General features: G+C 67.2%; 25 protein-coding genes. 8 read left to right on the top strand and 17 right to left on the bottom strand.

Annotated features, from left to right (window positions below; genetic code table 11):
• Window positions 1-89 precede the first annotated feature (89 nt).
• Together ACIP21_RS25590 and ACIP21_RS25585 are read left to right on the top strand one after the other, a co-directional pair.
• Window positions 90-1,253, top strand: coding sequence for an iron-containing alcohol dehydrogenase (locus ACIP21_RS25590; RefSeq protein WP_400693754.1), 1,164 nt, complete (start codon window positions 90-92; stop codon window positions 1,251-1,253).
• 2 nt (window positions 1,254-1,255) lie between these two features.
• Window positions 1,256-1,690 (top strand): acyl-CoA thioesterase, encoded by a 435-nt coding sequence (locus ACIP21_RS25585; protein WP_400693751.1) that lies wholly within the window; start codon window positions 1,256-1,258, stop codon window positions 1,688-1,690.
• Between the two features lie 50 nt (window positions 1,691-1,740).
• Here ACIP21_RS25585 and ACIP21_RS25580 read toward each other — a convergent pair whose 3' ends face one another.
• From ACIP21_RS25580 to purU, 8 genes are all read right to left on the bottom strand, one after another.
• A complete protein-coding gene (locus ACIP21_RS25580; protein ID WP_400693748.1) occupies window positions 1,741-2,676 on the bottom strand; it encodes a cyclase family protein in 936 nt (311 codons plus the stop codon).
• A gap of 98 nt (window positions 2,677-2,774) precedes the next feature.
• A complete protein-coding gene (locus ACIP21_RS25575) occupies window positions 2,775-3,317 on the bottom strand; it encodes a WYL domain-containing protein (RefSeq protein ID WP_400693745.1) in 543 nt (180 codons plus the stop codon).
• Window positions 3,318-3,530: 213 nt separating this feature from the next.
• On the bottom strand, window positions 3,531-4,106 hold the full coding sequence (locus tag ACIP21_RS25570) for a sarcosine oxidase (RefSeq protein ID WP_400693742.1): 576 nt from the start codon (window positions 4,104-4,106) through the stop codon (window positions 3,531-3,533).
• 3 nt (window positions 4,107-4,109) lie between these two features.
• Complete coding sequence (locus ACIP21_RS25565) at window positions 4,110-7,013, bottom strand: 2Fe-2S iron-sulfur cluster-binding protein (protein WP_400693739.1); 2,904 nt, start codon at window positions 7,011-7,013, stop codon at window positions 4,110-4,112.
• The gene (locus ACIP21_RS25560; RefSeq protein ID WP_400693736.1) at window positions 7,010-7,315 is read right to left on the bottom strand and encodes a sarcosine oxidase subunit delta; all 306 of its coding nucleotides are present in this window, start codon (window positions 7,313-7,315) and stop codon (window positions 7,010-7,012) included. Before ACIP21_RS25560 ends, ACIP21_RS25565 begins: the two co-directional genes overlap by 4 nt.
• Before the next feature lie 11 nt (window positions 7,316-7,326).
• Entirely contained in the window at window positions 7,327-8,568 is a 1,242-nt protein-coding gene (locus tag ACIP21_RS25555) for an FAD-dependent oxidoreductase (protein ID WP_400693733.1), read from the bottom strand.
• Window positions 8,550-9,461, bottom strand: a complete 912-nt coding sequence (gene folD, locus ACIP21_RS25550; protein ID WP_400693730.1) for a bifunctional methylenetetrahydrofolate dehydrogenase/methenyltetrahydrofolate cyclohydrolase FolD — start codon at window positions 9,459-9,461, stop codon at window positions 8,550-8,552. Before folD ends, ACIP21_RS25555 begins: the two co-directional genes overlap by 19 nt.
• A complete protein-coding gene (gene purU / locus ACIP21_RS25545; protein WP_400693727.1) occupies window positions 9,458-10,324 on the bottom strand; it encodes a formyltetrahydrofolate deformylase in 867 nt (288 codons plus the stop codon). The genes folD and purU overlap by 4 nt, the downstream gene beginning before the upstream one ends.
• A 218-nt stretch (window positions 10,325-10,542) precedes the next feature.
• Between purU and ACIP21_RS25540 the strand changes: the two genes are divergently transcribed.
• From ACIP21_RS25540 to ACIP21_RS25520, 5 genes are all read left to right on the top strand, one after another.
• The gene (locus ACIP21_RS25540; protein WP_400693724.1) at window positions 10,543-10,944 is read left to right on the top strand and encodes a hypothetical protein; all 402 of its coding nucleotides are present in this window, start codon (window positions 10,543-10,545) and stop codon (window positions 10,942-10,944) included.
• Window positions 10,945-11,181: 237 nt separating this feature from the next.
• Window positions 11,182-11,403: an MbtH family protein gene (locus ACIP21_RS25535; RefSeq protein WP_016499090.1), complete on the top strand. Its 222-nt coding sequence runs from the start codon at window positions 11,182-11,184 to the stop codon at window positions 11,401-11,403.
• On the top strand, window positions 11,400-12,119 hold the full coding sequence (locus tag ACIP21_RS25530) for a thioesterase II family protein (RefSeq protein ID WP_400693721.1): 720 nt from the start codon (window positions 11,400-11,402) through the stop codon (window positions 12,117-12,119). The genes ACIP21_RS25535 and ACIP21_RS25530 overlap by 4 nt, the downstream gene beginning before the upstream one ends.
• A gap of 57 nt (window positions 12,120-12,176) precedes the next feature.
• A complete protein-coding gene (locus ACIP21_RS25525) occupies window positions 12,177-12,728 on the top strand; it encodes a hydrolase (RefSeq protein ID WP_400693718.1) in 552 nt (183 codons plus the stop codon).
• 26 nt (window positions 12,729-12,754) lie between these two features.
• Entirely contained in the window at window positions 12,755-13,810 is a 1,056-nt protein-coding gene (locus ACIP21_RS25520; protein WP_400693715.1) for a DUF1615 domain-containing protein, read from the top strand.
• Between the two features lie 136 nt (window positions 13,811-13,946).
• Here the strand turns inward: ACIP21_RS25520 and ACIP21_RS25515 are convergent, their stop codons facing one another.
• The 9 genes from ACIP21_RS25515 to ACIP21_RS25475 all read right to left on the bottom strand — a co-directional run bounded on the left by ACIP21_RS25515 (window position 13,947) and on the right by ACIP21_RS25475 (window position 21,509).
• Window positions 13,947-14,816 (bottom strand): metal ABC transporter substrate-binding protein, encoded by an 870-nt coding sequence (locus ACIP21_RS25515; protein ID WP_400693713.1) that lies wholly within the window; start codon window positions 14,814-14,816, stop codon window positions 13,947-13,949.
• Entirely contained in the window at window positions 14,813-15,712 is a 900-nt protein-coding gene (locus tag ACIP21_RS25510) for a metal ABC transporter permease (protein WP_400693710.1), read from the bottom strand. Before ACIP21_RS25510 ends, ACIP21_RS25515 begins: the two co-directional genes overlap by 4 nt.
• Entirely contained in the window at window positions 15,712-16,458 is a 747-nt protein-coding gene (locus tag ACIP21_RS25505) for a metal ABC transporter ATP-binding protein (RefSeq protein ID WP_400693707.1), read from the bottom strand. The genes ACIP21_RS25510 and ACIP21_RS25505 overlap by 1 nt, the downstream gene beginning before the upstream one ends.
• Entirely contained in the window at window positions 16,455-17,357 is a 903-nt protein-coding gene (locus ACIP21_RS25500; RefSeq protein WP_400693704.1) for a metal ABC transporter substrate-binding protein, read from the bottom strand. The genes ACIP21_RS25505 and ACIP21_RS25500 overlap by 4 nt, the downstream gene beginning before the upstream one ends.
• A gap of 16 nt (window positions 17,358-17,373) precedes the next feature.
• Complete coding sequence (locus ACIP21_RS25495; protein WP_400693702.1) at window positions 17,374-17,958, bottom strand: DUF6162 family protein; 585 nt, start codon at window positions 17,956-17,958, stop codon at window positions 17,374-17,376.
• On the bottom strand, window positions 17,955-18,272 hold the full coding sequence (locus ACIP21_RS25490) for a hypothetical protein (RefSeq protein WP_400693699.1): 318 nt from the start codon (window positions 18,270-18,272) through the stop codon (window positions 17,955-17,957). Before ACIP21_RS25490 ends, ACIP21_RS25495 begins: the two co-directional genes overlap by 4 nt.
• Window positions 18,269-18,808 (bottom strand): thiamine pyrophosphate-binding protein, encoded by a 540-nt coding sequence (locus tag ACIP21_RS25485; protein ID WP_400693696.1) that lies wholly within the window; start codon window positions 18,806-18,808, stop codon window positions 18,269-18,271. Before ACIP21_RS25485 ends, ACIP21_RS25490 begins: the two co-directional genes overlap by 4 nt.
• Window positions 18,805-19,998 (bottom strand): PepSY-associated TM helix domain-containing protein, encoded by a 1,194-nt coding sequence (locus ACIP21_RS25480; protein ID WP_400693694.1) that lies wholly within the window; start codon window positions 19,996-19,998, stop codon window positions 18,805-18,807. Before ACIP21_RS25480 ends, ACIP21_RS25485 begins: the two co-directional genes overlap by 4 nt.
• Window positions 19,999-20,174: 176 nt before the next feature.
• Complete coding sequence (locus ACIP21_RS25475) at window positions 20,175-21,509, bottom strand: lysine N(6)-hydroxylase/L-ornithine N(5)-oxygenase family protein (protein WP_400693691.1); 1,335 nt, start codon at window positions 21,507-21,509, stop codon at window positions 20,175-20,177.
• Window positions 21,510-21,709: 200 nt separating this feature from the next.
• Here ACIP21_RS25475 and ACIP21_RS25470 point away from each other — a divergent pair, with 200 nt between their 5' ends.
• A complete protein-coding gene (locus tag ACIP21_RS25470; RefSeq protein ID WP_400693688.1) occupies window positions 21,710-22,153 on the top strand; it encodes a hypothetical protein in 444 nt (147 codons plus the stop codon).
• Window positions 22,154-22,267: the final 114 nt, after the last annotated feature.

Below are 22,267 nucleotides of genomic sequence, written 5' to 3'. Positions count from 1 at the left end.
CAGGATTCAAGCCAGTGCAGTACCTGTGGGAGCGGGTTCACCCGCGAAGAGGCCGGTACTGCCACCCCATAACAACAAGAGGAACACCCATGCAGCCCTTCAGCTTCAGAACCACTCCCCACCTGCTCAGCGAACCCGGCGCCTCGCGCCGCCTCGCCGACCTGTGCCGCGAACGCGGCGCCCGCCGTATCCTGATCGTCACCGACCCTGGCATCGCCCGCCTGGGCATGCTCGACGACCTGCTCCCCGGCTTCACCCAGGCGCGCCTGAGCGTGGCGATCTTCAGCGAGGTCAGCGCCGACCCCAGCCAGGCCTGCGTGCTCGCTGCCGTCGACCACGCGCGGCATATCGGCGCCGACCTGATAGTCGGTTTCGGCGGCGGCAGCTCCATGGACGTGGCCAAACTGGTGGCGCTGCTGGCACACCCACAATGCCGCCAGCACCTGGACGAACTCTATGGCATCGACCGCGCCCAGGGCAGCCGCCTGCCGCTGATCCAGGTGCCGACCACCGCCGGCACCGGCTCCGAAGTCACGCCGATCGCCGTGATCACCACGGGCGAAACCACCAAGATGGGCGTGATCTCGCCATTGCTGCTGCCCGACCTGGCCCTGCTCGACGCCGACCGCACCCTCGGCCTGCCTGCGGCGATCACGGCGGCGACTGGCATCGACGCCATGGTCCACGCCATCGAGGCCTACACCAGCAAGCTCAAGCGCAACCCGATGTCGGCCTTGCTCGCCCGCGAAGCCCTGCACCTGCTGGCGGCCAACCTCGACCAGGCGGTGCACAACGGCGGCAACCTGCAGGCCCGCCAGGCCATGCTGCTGGGCGCCTGCCTGGCCGGCCAGGCGTTCGCCAATGCGCCGGTGGCGGCGGTGCATGCGCTGGCCTACCCGCTGGGCGGGCACTTCCATGTGCCCCATGGCCTGGCCAATGCCCTGGTGTTGCCCCACGTCGCCGCGTTCAACCGCCCCCAGGCGTTCGCCGATTACGCGAGCCTGGCGCCAGCGCTGCTGGGCGCGCGCCTGCAACCCGGCGATGTGCATGGCCAGTGTCAGCAGTTCATCGACGAACTGGCAGAACTGGCGCCACGCTGCGGCCTGCCCAGTCGCCTGCGCGACGTCGGGGTGCCGCAGCACCGGCTGCCGCAACTGGCGGCCGATGCGATGCAACAGCAGCGGCTGCTGGTGAACAACCCGCGCGAGGTCACCGAGGCCGACGCCCTGGCCCTCTATCAGGCGGCGTACTGAGCATGGCCGTGCAGCGACCGCAGCGCGGTGACTATCGCCACTTCCAGCCGCTGACCACGCGCTGGCATGACAACGACGTCTATGGGCACGTGAACAATGTCGTCTATTACGGGTATTTCGACAGTGCGGTGAATGCCTGGCTGATCGAGCAGGGGCTGCTGGATATCCACAACGACCGCGTCGTGGGGTATGTGGCCAGTTCCAGTTGCGACTACTTCGCCGCCGTGGCGTTTCCGCAGCGGCTCGAGGTGGGAATGGCAGTGGAGCGGTTGGGCAACAGCTCGGTGCGCTATGTGCTGGGGGTGTTTGTCGAAGGCGAGCAGGAAGCGCGGGCGGCGGGGCGTTTCGTGCATGTGTATGTGAACCGGGAGCGGGGGTGTGCAGTGCCGGTGCCTGCTGGCGTGCGGCGGCGGCTTGAGCCCCTGCTTCTCGGTTGAATCGAGTGTTGGCCTCTTCGCGCCGAACCGCCGCGAAGAGGCCAGTGAAGTCAGTGAATGGCCACCGGGTTGATGTTGACCTGGGTCGACCCCTTGTACAGCGGCTGCCCAAGCACGAACAGGAACTCGAACGCCTTGTCCTTCACCAGCGCCCGGGTGTCGATCAGCTCCAGGTTGTAGATGCCGCGTTTGGCCAGCATGAACTGGTTCACCGGGAACTCTTCACCGGTCGGGTTCGGGTACACCTCCGAGGCCCAGGTGTCGCCACCAAAGGCGACGATGCCCTGGTCCGCCAGCCACTGGGCCGCGGCCAGGTCGATGCCCGGCTCGGTGGCCAGGAACTGTTGGTTGTCCTTGCCGATCAGCTCCAGCCAGCCGGTGTTGAACAGCACCACGTCACCCTTGCGCAGGGTGATGCCTTCTTGCTTCAGCACTGCCTTGATATCGTCGACGCTGAACGCCGTGCCGCCGGGGACGATAGCCTTGCCGTAGTAGGCAGTCATGTCCAGCACCACGCCACGGGTGACCATCGGCGGGACCTTCTCCACGCCCAGCTTGGTCACGCCTTCGACGGTGACGAAGTCGGCGGCCTTGTTGCCGTTGTAGTAGACGTTGTCGATGCCGATGTGGCCGATGCCGTTGAGCTGGGTGCCAACGCCGGTCCAGCCGTTGACCAGCTCGTCGTTGAAGGTGAATTTGTTGCGGCCCAGGCTCTGCCCGGCCTGTTCGCCCGGCTGGATGTTGTACAGGTGGAAGCTGCGGTGGCGGAAGGCTGGCAGGTCCTTGCTCACCGGCACGGCCAGTGGGTAGGTCTTGCCGGTCTTGACCAGGCCCACGGCCTGTTTCACCACGTCGGGGGTGAGCAGGTTGGCGGCGCCGATTTCGTCGTTTTTGCCGTAAGGCGAGGCCTGCCAGTCGGCGGCCAGGGTGGCCTGGGCGGTGGTCGCCAGGGCGACGGCGAGCAGCAGGGGCTTGAAGCGTTTCATTGCGTTCTCCTGAAGGTGAAGCGTTGTCAGGAGCGCATTCTGGGCAGGGCCGCCGAAGGGAAAAAGCGGCCCGGGGGACAATGAGTTTTGCCTGCCGGTCAATAACCGTCGTCGTTCAGGGCCAGGCTCTGGCGCAGCTGTTCGACCATCGACACGCGCAGGTTTTCCGGCGCCTTCACCCGGATGGACCCGGCCTGGGACAACAGCCAGCCCATCAGTGCACGGCTGTCCTCGACCGTGGCCGCGAGCATCGCGCCGCCCTCGTTGTGGGGTGCAAGGTGCATGTCCTGGGACAGCGGCTGGTCTTCCAGGCGACGGGCCAGGCCGTCGTCGACCCAGGCGCGCAGTTCGATCTGCTGGGAGGGGGAGAGGGCATCCGGCTGCAACTGCTCGGCCTGGCCAAGGCTCAGGCCCGGCTGCCAGTACCAGCCGTAGGGCATGCCCTTGCTGTTGCAGTGCAGCGGGAACAGCACCGCCAGCTCGTTGAGGTCACGCTCGACCGTGCGCTTGCTGGTCTTGTGGCCCGCCAACGACAGCGCGGCCTGCAGCTGCGTCGAGCTCATCCCGGGGTGACGATCGGGCAAGAGCTTGAGCAGTTGCCACTGGCGGGCGATGGTATGGCGGGTCGGGTGGCTGGGCACGGGGCTTCGTCCTTGAGTATCAAGTGCTTACTGCACCTGAGTGATGGCATATGGCTATGTGTCGAGCATACTCCTTCAATGGATCGGATCCAAGTTCAGTAAGATCGGCGGTCGTAAGGGGAATTGTCTGAAGGGTCGATCATCCTCAAAGGCCGTAGGAGCGAGCGTTGCTCGCGATGCGCCGCGCGAGCGGCGCCCGATCCGACAGCCGACCTACTCCTCGAACTCCGCCATGGCATCCAGCATCGCCGCGCGCATGTAGGCCAGCGATGCCCTGTCGAACAGCAGTTGCAACGTCGGCAGATCATCCGTGCCGACATTCACCACGATCACATTGATCCGCGCCACCGAGGTCTGCGCCACTGCGCCGACCGGGAACGCCGGCAGGCGCAGGTCGACCCCGCACAACTTGGCCATCACCGCACTGCAATATTCCCCCGACAGCTGCAGCCAGGCATGGCTGTCCTGGCGCGGCAGCAGGTAGTTGCGCCGGGCATCCTGCACCCACGCGTTCTCTTCGGCGGCCACCCGCGCGCCTTGGTCGGCAGCGCTGCCCAGCAGCAGGTACTCAGTGGCCGACAGGCGTGCTACCCAACCGCCATCTTCCTGGCGCAGCGCCTGGTTGGGCAGGGTGGGCAAGCGATACCCGCGTGCTTCCAGGTACGCTGCACTGTCCGCCCCGCGAAACCCGACCCGCGGCGAATCGGTCAGGTCGGTCAAGGCGCAGCTCTGCAACAGCTCGGCTGGCAGGCTGGGTGGAGTGAAGGCTTCGGCTTTCAGGCTGGTCATGGCTCAGAGCTCCTGGCGCAGGTTGTCGGGGTCGTGGAAGGGCAGTTGCACCACCTTGGCATTGACCATCACCCCGCCTTCCACGCGGATCGGGATGTGCATGCCGGGGGTGGCCTGATGGGCGCCGGCATAGGCCAGGCCGATGATCTGCCCCAGGGTCTGCGAGTATTCGCAGGAGGTGACGTTGCCGCTGATCTCGGCACCGTCGAGCACCAGGTGCCCTTCCAGTGGCTGCGGGGTGCCTTGGGGCAGGGTGAAGCCGACCAACTTGCGCTTGAGCGGCTGCGCCTCGAGGATCTCGATCGAGCGCTTGCCGACGAAGAACGGCTTCTTGCGGCCGATCGCCCACTGCATGTCGATCTCTGCCGGGTGGGTCATGCCGTCGGTGTCCTGGCTGATGATCACGTGGCCTTTTTCCAGGCGCAGCAGGCGCTGGGTCTCGACCCCGAACGGGCGGATGCCCAGGCCCGTGCCGGCCTGCATCAACGCATCCCACAGGCGCTCGGCATGGCGTGCCGGCACGTGTACTTCATAGCCCAGTTCGCCGACGAAACCGACTCGCAGGATGCGTGCCGGGATGCCGGCCACCTTGCCCAGGCGCACGCCCAGGTAGGGGAAGGCCTCGGCTGACAGCTCGACGTCGTCGCAGACCTTGGCCAGCACCTGGCGCGACAGCGGCCCGGCCAGGTTGACCGCAGCCAGCGCGGCGGTGACGTTGCTGATGTCGACGTCCAGGCGCCACTGGGCGTTCCACTTGAGCATCTGCTGGTAGATGCGATCGACGCCGCTGGTGGTGGCTGTGACGTAGAAGTGCTGCTCGGCCAGGCGCGCGCAGACGCCATCGTCGATCACCACGCCGTGTTCGTTGGTCATCAGCGCATAGCGGGTGCGGCCGACGGCCAGCTTGGCGAAGCCGAAGGTGTACAGGCGCTCCAGCAGCTCGGCGGCGTCGGGGCCGCGCAGGTCGAGGCCGCCGAGGGTGGAGACGTCGATCAGGCCGACCTTCTCGCGCACATGGCGGGCCTCTTCCTGCATGCAGCGCTCGCGCTCTTCAGGCTTGCCGTAGAAGGCCGGGCGCTGCCAGAGGCCGGCGGGCATCATCTTCGCCCCGGCTTGCAGGTGGCGGCGGTGCATCGGCGTTTGTCGATACGGGTCGAAGGCGCGCCCGGCGACGTGCGCAAGCTTCTCTGCCTGGAACGGCGGGCGGGCGGTGGTCACCCCGGTTTCGCCGATGCTGCGCCCCGTGGCCTGGGCCACCAGGCGCGCGGTGGGCAGCGCCGAATGGCGGCCTTGGGACGGGCCCATGCCGACCGTGGAGAAACGCTTGACCAGCTGCACGTCGCGGTAGCCGCTGCGGGTGGCGTTGACGATGTCGCGCACTTGCAGGTCCTCGTCGAAGTCGACGAAGTCCTTGCCCTTGGGGTGCGGGAAGATCGGCCAGGGGAAGTTGACCTTGGCCTCGGCGACGCAGGCCGACGGCGCAGGCGCCTGCAGACCCAGTGCGGCCAGCGCAGCCCCCGCGCCGCGGCTGGCATCGGCGAGCACGTTGTCCAGCTGGTGGCGACCGTTCAGCGAGCCTGCGATATCCAGGCCGGCCGGCAGGTCACTGATGGCGAACTCGTCGCGGTCGACGTCGTAGGCCAGCTTGCCGCCGGCCTGGCACAGCAGCTGGTACACCGGCATGTAACCGGCCGACATGCACAGCAGGTCGCAGCTGACGCGCAGGCCATGCTCGGCGACCTTGCCCTGGCCCGTGATCGGGCGGATGTCGGCGCCACTGACATGGCGCATGCCGGCTTCGTGCAACGCCTCGTATACGGTGCTGCCCAGGTGCACGGGCACATCGCGGCGCTTCAGTTCGGCGGCCAGGGCGGCGTCTGCCGGGGCGGCGCGCATGTCGACCACGGCGGCGACGGTCACGCCTTGTTCCTGCAGGTCGAGGGCGGCCAGGTAGCCGTCGTCGTGGCCGGTGAGGACTACCGCGCGCTGCCCCGGCTTGACCGCGTACAGCTTCATCAGGCGCTGGGCGGCGCTGGTCAGCATCACTCCGGGCAGGTCGTTGTTGCGGAATACCACCGGCTGGTCGAACGACCCGGCCGCTACCAGGCAGCGCGTGGCGCGCACCTTGTACATGCGCTTGTGCTGGATCACCGGCAGGTAGTTGTCGGTGAACCAGCCGTTGCAGGTGGCCTCGCACAGCACCTGGATGCGCGGGTGGCCCTCGACGGCGGCCAGCAATTCCTGGCGCAGACGGGTAGCGCGGGTGCCGGCGATGTCGAAGCGTGCGTAGGTCAGCGAGCCGCCGAGCACTGGCTGCTGCTCGACCAGCAGCACCTGGGCGCCGCCGTTGGCGGCATCCAGCGCAGCACGCAGGCCGGCGGGGCCGGCGCCGATGACCGCCACGTCGACGAACAGATAGGCCTTGTCGTAGTACTGAGGTTTGAACTGGAGGTTCAGCACGCCGAGGCCCGCTTTCTTGCGGATCAGTGGCTCCCAGACTTTCCACATGCCCTTGGGCTTGTAGAACGAGCGGTAGTAGAAGCCCACCGGCATGAAGCGCGAGAACTTGCCCAGGTAAGCGTCGCGGTCGTGTTCCAGGCTGCCGTTGAAGTTCTGGCCTTCGACCACCAGGCCGTCGCGGGCGGCTTCCAGGTCGGCCAGTACATTGGGCTCATCAGGCAGTTGCACCAGGGTGTTGGCATCCTGCCCGGCCATGCTCAGCGGGCCACGCGGTCGGTGGTACTTGAACGAGCGCGACAGCAGCCAGCGGCCGTTGCCGAGCAGGGCGCTGGCCAAGGTATCACCGGCAAAGCCCGGGCAGGCCTGGCCGTCGAACTGGAAATGCAGGGGCTGCTGGCGGTCGATCAGCAGGCCCATGGGCGCGGGGAGGCGAGTGTGGCTGTTCATCCGGCGATCTCCGGGGTGGCGGCGGGGGTGAAGTCGACGCGGCGGTCGAACAGTTGCCTGGGGTCGAAGGTGCGCAGCACCTGGTCGCTGACGGTGTGGCGCTCGGCCAGGAACCAGTAGCTGGAGGCGTTGTGCAGCCACCACTCGATGACCACGCCGGCCAGGTTGTCGCTGTTGAACACGTAGTCGGCCCACTCGGCGTCGCTGCAGGCGGCCGGGTCGGGCATGTGCCTGAGCTCGCCGCCGTAGGTGAACTCGCTGATGTTGCGCGGGCCGTTCAAGGGGCAGGTGAGGATCTTCATCAAGGTGCTCCTTAGTGGCTGGCCGCGGTGGCGCCCATTTCGTTGACTTGCCGGAAGCGGCTGAAGCGCTCCAGGGCGAACGGCGCGATCATCGGCGGCACCTTGCCGCCGCTGGCGACCAGCTCGGCCAGGGTCTTGCCGCAGATCGGCGTTGCCTTGAAGCCCCAGGTGCCCCAGCCGGCATCCAGGTAATAGTTGTCGACCGGCGACAGGCCCATGATCGGGCTGTAGTCCGGGGTCATGTCGGTGATCCCGGCCCACTGGCGCATCAGCTTGGCGTTGGCCATGAACGGGAACATCTCGATGGCGTGGGCCAGCAGGCTTTCCTTGAGGTCGAGGGTGGAGCGGGTGTTGTACAGCGGGTAGGGGTCGGAGCCGCCGCCGAAGACGATCTCGCCGCGGCTGGTCTGCTGCACGTAGCAGTGCAGCGCCGAGGAACTCACCAGTGGATCGAGGAACGGCTTGAACGGTTGGGTGACCATGGCCTGCAGCGGGTAGGTGTGGATCGGCGCGCGGATCCCGGCCTTGGCCATCAGCTGCGAGCTGGCCCCGGCCACCGCCTGCACCACGCAGCCGCACTGCACGGTGCCGCGGTTGGTCTTGACCGCTTCGATGCGGCCATTGCGGATCAACAGGTCCTGCACTTCGGTCAGCTGGTGGATTTCCACCCCGCGCTTGGCCGCCTGCTTGGCGTAGCCCCAGGCCACTGCGTCGTGGCGCGCGGTGGCGCCGTCGATGTGCCAGAGGCCGGCCAGCACCGGCAGGTGACCAGGGTCCAGGTTCAGGCTCGGGACGAGTTCGCGGATCTGCTGGCGGTCGATCATCTCGCTGCGCCCGCCAAAGTGCTTGTTGACTTCGGCGCGCTGGCGGAAGGCGCGCACGGTGGCGTCGGTGTGCGCCAGGGTCAGCTGGCCGCGCTCGGAGTACATGATGTTGAAGTCGAACTCGTTGGACAGGTTCTGGAACATCCGCACGGATTCTGCGTAGAAGCGCACGCCCTCGGAGGTGAGGTAGTTGGAGCGGATCACCGCCGTGTTGCGTGCGGTATTGCCGCCGCCCAGGTAGGCCTTTTCCAGCACTGCGACCTTGGTCACGCCGTGGTACCTGGCCAGGTAGTAGGCGATGGCCAGGCCATGGCCGCCGCCGCCGATGATCACCACGTCGTAGCGTGGCTTGAGTTCGCACGGTGGCGGCAGGTCGACCTCCACCGGGTAGTCGGCGCTCAGGCCGTATTTCAGCAGGGCGAAAGGCATGGGGTGCGCTCCTGGTGGGCGGCCTGCTGTTGCAGGTCGAGGGCGAGCAGGGTGTTCTTCATGAGATACGCGATGGTCATCGGGCCGACGCCGCCGGGTACCGGGGTGATGCCGGCGACCTGGGGCAGGGCGGCGGTAAAGTCGACGTCGCCGACCAGGCGGCTGTGGCCGTCTTCCTCGATGCGGTTGATGCCCACATCGATCACCACCGCGCCGGGCTTGAGCCAGTCGGCGCCGATCAGCTTCGGCTTGCCGACGGCGGCGACAAGGATGTCGGCCTGGCGGCACAGCGCCGGCAGGTCGCGGCTGTGGGAGTGCACCACGGTCACCGTGCAGTCGGCCTGCAGCAGCAGTGCGGCCAGCGGTTTGCCGACGATATTGGAGCGCCCGACCACCACCGCATGCTTGCCGCGCAGCTCGCCGCAGGCATCGCGTAGCAGGCGCATGCAGCCGCTGGGGGTGCAGGGCGTGAGCACATCACGCCCTTGGGCCAGGCCGCCGACATTCTCGCTGTGGAAGCCATCGACGTCTTTCAGCGGGCTGATTGCCTGGAGGACGCGCTGCTCATCGACATGGGCAGGCAGGGGCAACTGCACGAGAATGCCGTTGACCTCGGGGTCGCCGTTGAGGCGGTCGATCAGGGCCAGCAGCTGGGCCTGGGGGGTGTCGCCCGGCAGGCGCTGCTCCAGGGAGCGGATGCCCACCTCTTCGGCGCGCAGCACCTTGTTGCGCACGTAGACCTGGCTGGCGGCATCGGCGCCCACCAGCACCACCGCCAGGCACGGATGCACGCCGCCCTGGCGCAGGGTCTGGACCTGTTCGCGGACCTCGGCCAGCACCCGCGCCGCGGTGGCTTTGCCGTCGATCAGCTTGACGCTGGGGATGGCGTTCATTTGAAGATCACCGTGCGGTCGTGGTTGAGAAACACCCGGTGTTCGAGGTGGTACTTCACCGCGCGGGACAGGGCGATGGTCTCGGTGTCACGGCCGATCGCCACCAGGTCGTCGGGGGCATAGGCGTGGTCCACGCGCTGCACTTCCTGCTCGATGATCGGCCCTTCGTCGAGGTCGCGGGTGACGTAGTGGGCGGTGGCGCCGATCAGCTTGACCCCGCGCTGGTAGGCCTGGTGGTACGGCTTGGCGCCCTTGAAACCGGGCAGGAACGAATGATGGATGTTGATCGCCCGGCCCGACAGCTGGCGGCACAGGTCATCGGAGAGGATCTGCATGTAGCGCGCCAGCACCACCAGCTCGGTGCCGGTGTCCTCGACGATGCGCATCAGCGCGGCTTCCTGCTCGGCCTTGGTGTCCTTGCTCACCGGCAGGTAGACGAAGCGGATGCCCTGGCGCTCGGCCATGGGGCGCAGGTCCAGGTGGTTGGAGACCACGGCGGTGATCTGCATGTCCAGTTCGCCCTTGGCGTGGCGGTACAGCAGGTCGGCCAGGCAGTGGTCGAACTTGCTGACCATCAGCAGCACGCGCAGTGGCCGGGCGCTGCTGTGCAGGCTCCAGTCCATGGCGAAGCGTTGGGCCACGTCGACGAAGCCGGCCTCCAGCTGCGGGGTGTCGCCGCTGACCCCGGTGTTGTAGCGGAACACCGCGCGCATGAAGAAGCGGCCATTGTCCTCGTCGTCGAACTGCGCCATCTCGCTGATGTAGCAACCGTGCTCGGCCAGGTAGGTGGTCACCGCGGCGACGATGCCGGACACGGCCGGGCAGCTGACGCGCAGGATGAAGTGATCGGGAGCTGGGTGCATGTCGGGTAGGCCTCGTGATCAAGTGGGGCAGGTCGGCACAAGGGCAAAAGAGGTTTCGCGGGCGGCGAAGGGTGTTTCTTGATAGGAATATAAATTTCCTTTAGGCGATTTATAGGCGAAGCAAGGGTACGCGGTCCAGCGCTTTGTGAAATTTTTTATCCTGGCAGGAAAGTCTTATCAGGTGTTCCACCGCCCACTGTGGGAGCTATGCTTAGCCCATGACCACACCCGTGCCGCTACGCCAACCGTGCCCCCCTGGCGCCTGTGACTGCGGCCGCGAGCACCTGGCCGCCCACCCACCGGCGGCCCAGCGCATCCTCCTGCTCACCCGCCAGGAAGAAAAACGCCTGATCGAACGCCTGGAAAACCTCAAGGACCTGGAAGACCTGCACCGCCTGCAGCAGCGGATGTACGAAAACCTCGGCATCCGTGTGCACATCGCCCCCGGCTTCAACGAGGTGCGCACCATGCGCGGCATCCTGATCGAGCTCGACGCCCAGCCCGGCCTGTGCCGCAAGACCCGGCAATCCATCCCGGCGGCCATTCGCCGTGGCCTGGAGCGTAACCCCGAGGTGGCCTTCCGGTTGCTCGATACCCACGACCTGTTGCGCGATACCTGAGGCTCGCGAGATTTTCGCGTAGGAGCGAGCGTTGCTCGCGATGGGCTGCAACGCAGCCCCGACAATATTGGCGGCGAAGCTGAGTACCTAGGGCCGCTACGCGCCCCATCGCGAGCAACGCTCGCTCCTACAAGGATTCATGCCCGCGCGGCTAATTTTTTCCGGGCTTGCAACGTCTACCTGAAAGCCTCCCTGCGCTGGGCGCGCAGCGGCACCTATCACTCAAGGAGACAGGCAATGACTTCCGTATTCGACCGCGACGATATCCAGTTCCAGGTAGTGGTCAACCACGAAGAGCAATATTCCATCTGGCCCGACTACAAGGCGATCCCCAACGGCTGGCGTGCCGTGGGCAAGAGCGGCCTGAAGAAGGACTGCCTCGCCTATATCGATGAAGTCTGGACCGACATGCGCCCGCTGAGCCTGCGCCAGAAAATGGCCGAAGCCGCCACCCAGTGACGGCGTTGAACCTGCTGTGCCTGCCGTATTCGGGGGCCAGCGCGATGGTCTACAGCCGCTGGCGGCGCAAGCTGCCGGCCTGGCTGCAGGTGCGCCCGGTGGAACTGCCCGGGCGCGGTTCGCGCATGGCCGAGCCGCTGCAGACCGACATGCAGGCGCTGGCCCGGCAGCTCGCCGCCGAGCAACGCCTGGCCGCCCAGGCGCCCTATGCTTTGCTGGGGCACAGCCTGGGCGCACTGCTGGCGTTCGAGCTGGCGCATGAACTGCAGGCGCTGGGTTGCCGGCCGCCCGTGGCGTTGTTCGCCTGCGGCACGGCGGCCCCCACCCGGCGTGAGGACTACGACGGCGACAACTGGCGCGATGCCAAGACCGACGAGCAGCTCAAGGCCGAACTGCGCGAGCTCAACGGCACCCCGGAAGAGGTGCTGGCCAATGACGAGCTGATGAGCCTGACCTTGCCGATCCTGCGCGCCGACTTCCTGCTCTGCGGCCGCTATGCCTACCGCCAGCGCCCGGCGTTGCAGTGCCCGCTGCATGTGCTGGGCGGTACCGACGACCGGGCCAGCGACGAGCAATTGCTGGACTGGCGCAAGGAAACCCAGGGCGAGTTCTCCCTGCGCATGTTCCCCGGCGGCCACTTCTTCATCCATGAGCATGAAGACCCTGTGCTGGGGGCGCTGGCCGAATCCCTCGAACCGCACCGGCTGTCGGCCTGATTGACGTCACCGCTTGCCTGGGGGAGGCTAGGCCTTTTCCCAGGCAAGAGGCAGACAATGCTGATCGAACACCGCAAGGCCACGCTGCTGGTCGTCGACATCCAGGAAAAACTCATCGGTGCCATGAGCGACCCCGAGGGCACCCGGGCCCGGGCGCGCTGGTTGCTGGCGGCCAGCGCCGAGCTGGAAGTGCCGGTGGTGGTCTCCGAGCAGTACCCCAAGGGCCTGGGCCACACCTTGCCGGAACTGCTCGCCGCCGCACCGGCCGCCGAGGTGGTGGAAAAGACCCATTTCTCCTGCGTGGCGGCCGACTGCCTGCCGGCCAGCCTGCTGGGCCGCGAGCAGGTGATCGTCTGCGGCATGGAAACCCACGTCTGCGTGCTGCAGACCGTGCTCGGCCTTTTGGCCCTGGGCAAGCAGGTGTTCGTGGTCGAGGACGCCTGCGACAGCCGCACACCTGCCAACAAGGCCGCCGGCCTTGCCCGCATGCGCCAGGCCGGGGCCCAGCTGGTGACCCGCGAGATGGTGCTGTTCGAGCTGATGGGCAGCGCCAGCCACCCGTTGTTCCGCCACATCAGCAAGACCTACATGGTCGGTGAACAGCCCTGAACGGCCGGCTGCTGACGGCAGGGCTGATGGCCCTGGCGCTGTTGCAGGGCTGCGCCGGGCGCCGCGGGGAAGAACCCGAGGAGGCCGACCCGGCCAAGGTCCGCGCCCAGCTCATGCGCCTGTTGCCGGCCCAGGCCAAGGATCGCGAAGGCTGGGCCAGGGATATCCAGGCGGCGTTCGAGGCCCAGCGCATTGCGCCGAGCAAGAGCAACCTGTGTGCAGTGCTGGCGGTGACCGAACAGGAATCGACCTTCAATGCCGACCCACAGGTGCCCAACCTGGGGCGTATCGCCCGCGAGGAGATCGACCGTCGCGCGGCGCGGCTGCACATTCCAAAGCTGTTGGTTGATGGCGCGCTGAAGACGCCGTCAGGCAATGGCCAAAGTTATCAGCAGCGCCTGCTGGCCGTGCGCAGCGAGAAGCAGCTGAGCGCGCTCTACGATGAATTCATCGCCCGCCTGCCCATGGGCAACACCTTGCTCGGCGGGCTCAACCCGGTGCACACCGGCGGGCCGATGCAGGTCAGCGTCGAATTTGCCGAGCAGCATGCCAAGGATTACCCCTACACCTACGACGGCACGATTCGCCAGGAGGTGTTCAGCCGTCGGGGTGGCATGTACTTCGGTATCGCCCACCTGCTCGGTTACCCCGCGCATTATGAGCGCCCGCTGTACCGCTTCGCCGATTTCAATGCCGGTTGGTACGCCAGCCGCAATGCGGCGTTCCAGGCGGCCTTGAGCCGCGTGACAGGGGTAGCCCTGGCGCTCGACGGCGACTTGATCGCGCCCGGCGCGATCATGCCTGGCAGCACCGAACAGGCGGCGCGCAAGCTGGGGGTGAAACTGGGCCTGCGCAATCCGCAGATTCGCAGCCAGTTGGAGCTGGAGGACCGCCTGGCGTTCGAGGACAGCAAACTGTACAGCGGGGTGTTCGCCCTGGCCGACGGGGCGGCAGGCAAGCCGCTGCCGCGGGCAGTGTTGCCGGGGATCGAGCTGAAGAGCCCGAAGATAACCCGCAAGCTCACGACCGCGTGGTTTGCCGGGCGGGTGGATGAGCGGTATCAGCGTTGCATGAAGCGCTAGTGTTCGCCTGTGCCGGCCTCTTCGCGGCGGTTCGACGCCTCGATAAACCCGCTCCCTCAGGTATTGCACCGCATTCAAGGCCAATGAATTACCTGTGGGAGCGGGTTTACCCGCGAAGAGGCCGGCACAGCCTACATCACCCTTCGCTCAAGGCCCCGACCACCTGTTCAACAGAAGCTTTGAGCCCCGCGACAGCATCCTCGGGATCACTTTCCACCACCAGCAACCTGGCCCCGGACGCTTCGATCACCTTGGCCACCGCCGGCTCCGGCTGCCGGTGATCCAGCACCAGCGCCACATCCTGCCCCTTCAGGTTCTCCCCCAGCGCCTTCAACGCCGCCTCATCCCACTGGCCATCCTCCGGCAGCCGCTGTTCCACCACATCCAGGTTCAATCCGCTGGCCAGGTAGCCCAAGCGTTCCGACAGGCTGACCACCGTCAGGTTGTCGACCTGGGCCAGCCGGGTCTGGCTGCTGGCGCTCAGTTCAAGCAACTGCCGCTTGAGCCCCGCCAGGTTGCCCTGGATCTTGTCCTTGTCCGCCGGTGCCAGGCGCTCCAGGTCGTTGGCCAGCACATCGGCCATGCGCCCGAGGTTGCCCGGGTTCAGCCAGGGGTAGGCGGCGTAGGCGTCGTCACCTGCCACCGCGATGCCCGGCAACGCGCCGTCCACCGGCCGCGCCGCGTCGATCTCGACGATGCGGATGTTGCTGCGCCGGGCCATCGGGTACAGCGGGTCGTCGCGCCAGATCGAGCGCACGCCGATCACCGCGTCGGCCTGCTGCGCCGCCTTGGCCAGGCTCGCGCCACCGCGGCTGCTGAAGTACGACGGCTGGCGGCTGGCCGGCAGGTTGGCCGGCGCGGCGCGGGTCAGTTGCACCCCGGTGCCGGCGAGCAGGGCGCTGGCCAGGCTGTGGGTGACGGGCAGGGCGGTCAGCACTTGGGTGGCCGAGGCGAGCGCGGGCAGGCCGGCGAGGGCGATGGCCAGGCTCAGCTGTTTCAGGTTCATGCCGGGTTTCCTTGCAGGCGGGGGACGAGGGCGCGGGCCAGGGCGGCCAGGGCAAAGCAGAGGCCGGCGACCAGGATGATCGCGGCGCCCGAGGGCACCGGCAGGTCGAGGGTGATCGGCAGCAGGATGCCCAGCAGCGTGCTGAGGGTGGCGATCAGCACCGACAGGAAGAAGAAGCCCCTCAGCGACTGGCTGACCAGCCGCGCGGCAGCTGCCGGAATGACCAGCAGCGCGCCGACCAGGATGGCGCCGATCACCTTCACCGACGCCACCGTGACCAGGGTCACCAGCACCACGAACAGGTAGTCCAGGGTCTTCACCGCGACCCCGCGCACCGCCGCCAGCTGCGGGTTGAAGCTGGCCAGCATGATGCGGTTGTACAGCGGCAGGGCCAGGGCCAGCACCAGCACCGCGACGATGCCCAGCACCACCAGGTCCTGGCCGCTGACGGTCAGCACCGAGCCAAACAGCACGTTCTCGAGGATGTGCACGTTGATCTTGCCGGCCAGCATCAGCAGCAGGCTCGCGCCCAGGGCCAGCGACACCGAGAGGAATACGCCGATCAGCGTGTCCGGTGACAGGCCGGTGCGGTTGCGCAGGAAGTTGAGCAGGATGCCGAACAGCAGGCAGTAGCCGAACAGGCTGCCGTAGGGCCCGGTGTAGGGTTCGCCGAGCAGGATGCCGATGGCCACGCCGGTCAGTGCGGCATGGCCGACCGCCTCGCTGAAGAAGGCGAAGCGCTTGACCACCACCAGGGTGCCGAGGCCGCCGAGCACCGGGCCGATCATCAGCCCGGCGAGCAGCGCGTTGATCACGAAACCGTAGGCCAGCGCCTCCGGCAGGTAGCCAGCGCCGGCCCAGCCCTGGACCAGTTGGCGGAATGCTTCGAAGCTCATCAGGCAAGGCTCTCGCTGCGGGGGTGGACGGAGAACAGGCCGAGCAGGCGCTCGGGGGTCAGGGCCTCGACGGGCGGGGCGTCGAACAGCACCCGGCGGCTCAGGCCGGTGACCCGGTCGGCCAGGCGCAGCACGGCCTGCAGGTCATGCTCGATCCACAGCACGGTAGTGCCGGCCTGTCGCCAGCCGTGCAGCAACTGCTCGAACACCTGGATGCCGGCTTCGTCGAGCGCCGACATCGGTTCGTCCAGCACCAGCAGCTGCGGCTCGGGGATCAACCCCTGGGCCAGCAGCACGCGCTGGCGTTCGCCGCCGGACAGCGCGCCCATGCGCCGCTTGCGCTTGTCGAGCATGCCGACCCGCGCCAGCGCCGCGTCGACCGCCGGCTGCACGCGGCGCGACAGGCCGAGGAAGGCCGGGCGCTGCTGGCACAGCGCGGCCATGAAGTCGTCGACGGTCATCGGCAGGCCACGGTCGAATTCCAGCGCCTGGGGCACGTAGCCGATCACCTGACGGGCGTCCGGCCAGTGCAGGGTCAGCTGGCCCTGGTGCGGCATCTGCCCGAGCAGGGTCTTGATCAGCGAGCTCTTGCCGCCGCCGTTGGGGCCGACGATGGCATGCACGCTGCCGGCGGCGACGGTGAACTGCACGTTTTCGAGGATGCGCGTGCGGCCCAGGGTCAGGTCGATGCCGGCGAACTCGATGCGCGGCCCGGCAGCGGCCGCGAGGTGGGCGGCGGCGGTCATGCGCGGTTCTCCTGGATGGCGCGGACCACGGTGTCGAGGTTGCGCTTCATCTCCACCTCGTATTTTTCCTTGGTGTATTCGCCGTAGGAAATGTGCGTCAGCGGGTACAGGCGCACGCCCGATTCGCGCTGGATGGTCTCGACGTAGGCCGAGGGGAAATCCATTTCCGAGAAGATCACCTTCACGTCCAGCGCCTTGAGCTGGTCGATGGTCTTCTTCAGTTGCGCCGGGCTCGGCTCGATGCCGTGGGCCGGCTCGACCACTGCGGTCACTTCCAGGCCGAAGTCGCGCACCAGGTAGTCATAGGCGGCGTGGATGGTGGCTACGCGGAAGCTCGCGCCCGGCGCCTCGGTGACCTTGGCCAGGGCCTCGGCACGCAGCGCGCGCAGGCGCTTGGCGTAGGCGCGGGCGTTCTGGGTGTAGAACCTGGCGTTGTCCGGGTCGAGCTTGCCGAGTTCGCGGGCGATGTTGTTGACCTGGGCGATGGTGGTGCTGATCGACAGGAAGGTGTGCGGGTTGACTACCTTGCCGGCGCCGCGGGCGGCGATGCCGGTGGCGGCCAGCAGCGGCACGTTCTGGTTGGCCTCGATGGTTTTCACCCCAGGCTTTTCGCTGGCGGCGATCATGCGGTCGGCGAAGTCGTCGTGGCCGACGCCATTGAGCACCACCACGTCCAGCGTGCCGATGCGCTTGATGTCTTCGGCGCGCGGCTCGTAGGCATGCGGGTTGAACCCCGCCGGAATCAGCGGCACCACCTCGGCCTTGTCGCCGACGATGTTGCTCACATAGCTGTAATACGGGTGCAGGGTGATGCCGATGCGCAGGGGCTTGCCGGTGTCGGCCAAGGCCAGGGCGGGCAGGGCGCAGGCCAGGAGCAGGGCGAGGGCTTTGCGGAGCATGAAGGAGTCCTTGGGTTCAGTGACGGTGTTCGCGGGTGACCCCGGCGTCATAGTGGCTGACCACCTGGCGCCAGCCAGCGGCGATCAAGGCGGCCTGGCCGAGGTCGTCCGGCAGCACGGCGGCGCTGTCGCGGCGCAGCCAGACATCGGCCTGGCCGGCGCTGTCGCCCGGCAGGATCAGCAGGAAGCTGCCGGCCACTTCGGGGGCCTGGCTGCGGCCCAGGTAGGCGCCGGCCGGCAGCCATTGCCAGCGATGCTGGCCGCGGCTCTGGCTGCCGGCGTCCGCGACGAAGGGTGGCAGGCCTTCTTCGCCCAGGGTTTGCACGTCGGGCACGCCGGCACGTTCCTCGCGCAGTAGCTGGATTTCGTCGAAGGCCACCCGCAAGTCGGTGTAGAGGCCTTGTTCGGCGGCGGTCAGGTCGCGGCGCGCGTCGAGCTGGTGGCTGGCGACGGCCTGCTCGTCCTCACGCTCGCCACGCAGCAGCACCACCGTGGCGGCCAGCACCACGATCAGCGCGCTGACCAGCAGCACGTAGAGGGTTTCGTGCCCGGCCCCGGCGGGGCGCACCACCTGGGTGCGGCTGGCAGTCGAGGCGCTCATGGTTGCGCGATGTCGGCGTGGTCGACTTCCACCACGTGCCCGGGGCCGGCGTCGAACAGCACGTAGAACTCGCCATCCGGGCGCTTGAAAGTCAGGGTCGAGTCTTCGCCGAGCTTGCCGCCGACCAGCACCTGTTCGTCGTAGCCGATCACGTCGAGGGTCACGCCCGGGGCGCCGCTGCCGTCGGAGAAGCCGCCGGTGCACTTGACCTGGCCGCCGGCGACGTCCTCGCACTCGCACATCGGGTTATGCGCCAGTGCCGGGCCGGCGGCCAGCAGCAGGGGCAGGGTGAGGGTGCGCAGGGGATGTTTCATGGTTTGCCTCCTTGTTTCTCGAGCCAGGCCACGGTGGCCGGCGAAGCCTTGCTCAGGGGGACCGATGCCTGGTGCAGGCTGCCGTCCCAGCCTTCGATGCTGATCCAGATCTGGGCATCGGCGCGGGTGCGCGGCGCAATCGGCAGGTTGGTCGCCATGCGGTACGGCGAGCCGAAGAAGATGGTGCCGGCGGCGCGGAGGCTGCGCGGCTTGCCGATGCGCAGGTAGACGGCCTTGACGTCGGCGACGCAGGCCTTGCACAGCGCCGCGTTGAAGGCCTTGAAGTAGCCCGCCGGGCCGTCGGCGCGCGGGGCTTCGTCGCGCAGCTCGGCGAGGTCCAGGGTGTAGGGGCCGACCGGGATGGCGCTGATCAGGTTAACGCCCAGCCCGGCATCGCCGCGAAACAGCTTGGCATCGGCGAAGTACTTGGGCATGAAGCCCAGCGGGATGAGGATCAGCAGGATGTTCAGGTGAAAGCGCCACTTCAGCCACCACTGCTTCAACGGGCGGGCGGGCAGGGCCTGGGCCTGGCTCATGGGCGGATCTCCACGGTGGTTTCAGGGCGGGTCGCGCGCGGGGCACGTTCGCCACGCTTGAGTGCGGCGGCGGTGGCCTGGGCGGTGCGCTTGGTCCAGATCAGCAGGCCGCTGAACACCATCAGGGTCAGCACCAGGCCGAAGAAGAACCACACCAGCTTGATCGGCAGGCCCCCGAAATCACCGGTGTGCAGCGGGCGCATGGACTCGGTGACGAACTCCAGGGCCGAGCGGTCGCTGATCAGGAACTGGCTGTCGACGTTGCGTGTGTAGGGGTTGACGCTGGCGCTCTGGTTCATCAGCGGGTACCAGCCGGGGCCGTTCAGGGTGATATGGCTGTAGTGGGTGGCGGGCATGATGATGGTGCTGATCTCCAGGCCCGGGAGGGCCAGGCCGGCGATGCGTGCGGCTTCGTCCAGGTCGATGCGTGGCGCCGGGCTGCCATCGGCGGTCTGCGGCACGTCCTCGCGGGCGATCACCGGGGTGATCGGCTGGCTGGAAATGGTGATGTGGTTGTCGAACAGGATCGCCTGGATCAGGAACCAGGTGCCGGTGATGGAGATGACCGCGATGAACCAGATCGACCAGACCCCGGCCAGGCGGTGCAGGTCGCCCCAGAAGATCCGCGCGCCGTGGCCGGTGCGCACCGGTTTGAAGAAGCCTTTCCAGAACTTCTTGTACACCACCAGCCCGGTGACCAGCGACGCCAGCATCGGCAGGCCGAGCAGCGACACCAGGTACCAGCCCCAACTGAAGCCGTTGGTGAAGGGCACCAGCCACCAGCCGTGCAGTGCGCGGGTGAAGGCTTCGAAGTTGAAGTCCGGGATCTTGCCCTGGATCGCCCCGGTGTAAGGGTTGACGTACAGCGTCGGGCTGCTGCCGTCGGGGTAGGTGACGGCGGCGGTGAGGGCGAAGTGCGAACCGTCGGGCTGGCGCAGGAAGCGCACGGACAGGTCCGGTTCGGCCTGGTGCAGGGCATCGAGCACCTGCTGGTAGCTCAGGCGCTCGGCGGCATCGTCCGGTTTGTTGGCACGCACGTCAGGGTTGGCCAGCCAGACGATCTCCTGGCTGACCACGGCGAGCATCCCGGTGAAGCAGACGATCAGCACGAAGAACCAGATCGGCAGGGCGAGCCAGCTATGGACCAGGAACCACAGCCTGGACTTGGATTTTTTCGGTGATTTGGCCATTGGTCGTTCTTCTGAAAATTACGGGTCGAGCACCTGCCCAACCACGGGGCTGCACTTATTAAGGACGAATGAGAATGAAAATCCTGCCAACTCAAGTGCAAGCAAATGTTTCAGAAAGCACAAAGCCGGCAGGGCGCGAGGCACCCTGCCGGCTTTGTGCTGACGCCTGGCCTGGATCAGGCGCTGGTCAGGGCCATCGCGGCGAGCGGCTTGCCGTGCGAGTGCGCCAGGTCCTGGTACAACGCCTGGCCGATTTCTGCCGCACGGGAGGGCAGCACCGACAGCAAGGTGTCGCTCAGGCCGTGGCTGTTCTCGCAGAAGCCCTGCAGGTAGACCGAGGCTTGCAGTTGCGGGCTGGCCTGCACCCGGTAGTTGCGGTCGACGGCGAAGTCTTCCAGGTAATCGGCCAGCGGTGCCAGCAGGTCGCGGTGCGAGCGGCGCTCGTAGCCGGTGGCGAGGATCACTGCGTCGTAGCGGTGGGTCTGCTGCTGGCCGGTGGCCAGGTCGCGCAGGGTCAGTTCGATGCCGTCACGGGTGGCCACCACGGCTTCCACCTGGCGGCGGCACAGCACGTTGTGGCGGAACTGGTGAGCGACCTTCTGGCGGTAGAGGATGCCGTAGATGCGCTCGATCAGGTCGAGGTCGACCACCGAGTAGTTGGTATTGTGGTATTCGCCCACCAGCTTGGCGCGTTGGTCGGCCGGCTCGTTGTAGACCAGGTCGGTGTAGTCCGGCGAGAAGATCTCGTTGACGAACGGGCTGTCGTCGGCCGGCTTGAGCGCCGAGCCGCGCAGGACCATGTCGACCTTCACCGACGGGTAGCTGTCGTTGAGGTCGATGAACGCTTCGGCGGCGCTCTGCCCGGAGCCGATCACCGCGATGCGCATCGGCTTGCCGGCGGTGCAGGGCAGCTTGTTCAGGCTGCTGAGGTACTGGGAGTGGTGGAACACCCGCGGATCGTCCTTGAATGCGCCGAACTTCTCGGGGATTTTCGGCGTACCGCCGGTTCCGACCACCACCGAGCGGGTGCGCCGGCTGAATTCGCGGCCCTGGCTGTCGCGCGAGACCAGGCGCAGGTGCTCTACGCGCCCGGCCTTCACTTCCGGCTCGATGCGCAGCACCTGCTCGCCGTACACCGCCTGGGTGGCGAAGTGTTCGGCGGCCCAGCGCAGGTAGTCGTTGTACTCCAGGCGGCAGGGGTAGAAGGTGCCGAGGTTGATGAAGTCGGCCAGGCGCTGCTTCTGGTGCAGGTAGTTGACGAAGCTGTAGGGGCTGGTGGGGTTGCGCAGCGAGACCAGGTCCTTGAGGAAGGAAATCTGCAACTCGCTCTGGGTGGCGAGGGTCTCGCCGTGCCAGCGGTAGTCCTGCTGCTTGTCGATGAACAAGGCGTCGAGGGCGTGGCCGTGGGTCTGGGCGAGTTCTTCCAGGGCGATGGCCAGGGCCAGGTTGGAGGGGCCGAAGCCCACGCCGATCAGGTCCTTGATGGTGTCCGTGTTTGCAGGCTGGCTCATGGCTGCGGTTCCGTAATGGGGCGAATGTGGGCGCACGCCGGGGCTCGGCGCCTGCGCTTGTACATTGGGTGGAACGAGCCACGCGGCAGGGAATTTACTGGATGGCGATCCTGCGGCCTGTGCGTGGGGCCTAAAGTTCGGCGGCGGTCAGCCGATAGGCAGGTCAACGCAAGGACCCATTGCAAAACAGGGAGACAGTCATGGTAGGTATCGCGGCAATCAGCATCAGCAACCCGTCGGCCCAGGCAGCCAGCACCACCCAGGCGAGCGCCAGCGAGACGGACAAGACCGAGTCGGGCAGCGGCACGCTGCAGGTCGACACGTCCAAGCTGCGCAGCAGTGGCCAGGCACAAGGGGCCAAAGGGGCAGACGAAAGTAGCGACAGCTCGGAGCCTGCACACATCAAGCAACTGCGCGAGATGATCAAGAAACTGCAGAAACAGTTGGCCGATGAGCAGAAGCAACTGGCCCAGCTGATGGCACAAAAAGGCGATGACATCGGCAAGCTGACGCAGATCACGGCCAAGCAGGCCAGTGTCGCCACGCTCAACGGCGAGATCATGGCCGCTACCGCGCAGCTGCTGACGGCGTTGGAGAAAAGTGGTGGCAGCAGTGCCGGTAGCGTGGTCGACACCCAGGCCTGAATCACGCTTGGCACTTGCCTGTAGGAGCGGGGGGGGGGGGGGGGGGGGGGGGGGGGGGGGGGGGGGGGGGGGGGGGGGGGGGGGGGGGGGGGGGGGGGGGGGGGGGGGGGGGGG

The organism is Pseudomonas sp. NPDC089401 (assembly GCF_044749485.1).
Lineage (GTDB): Bacteria > Pseudomonadota > Gammaproteobacteria > Pseudomonadales > Pseudomonadaceae > Aquipseudomonas.
Note: the sequence above shows the minus strand (reverse complement) of the source record. Positions and strands in the feature narration are given on the sequence as shown.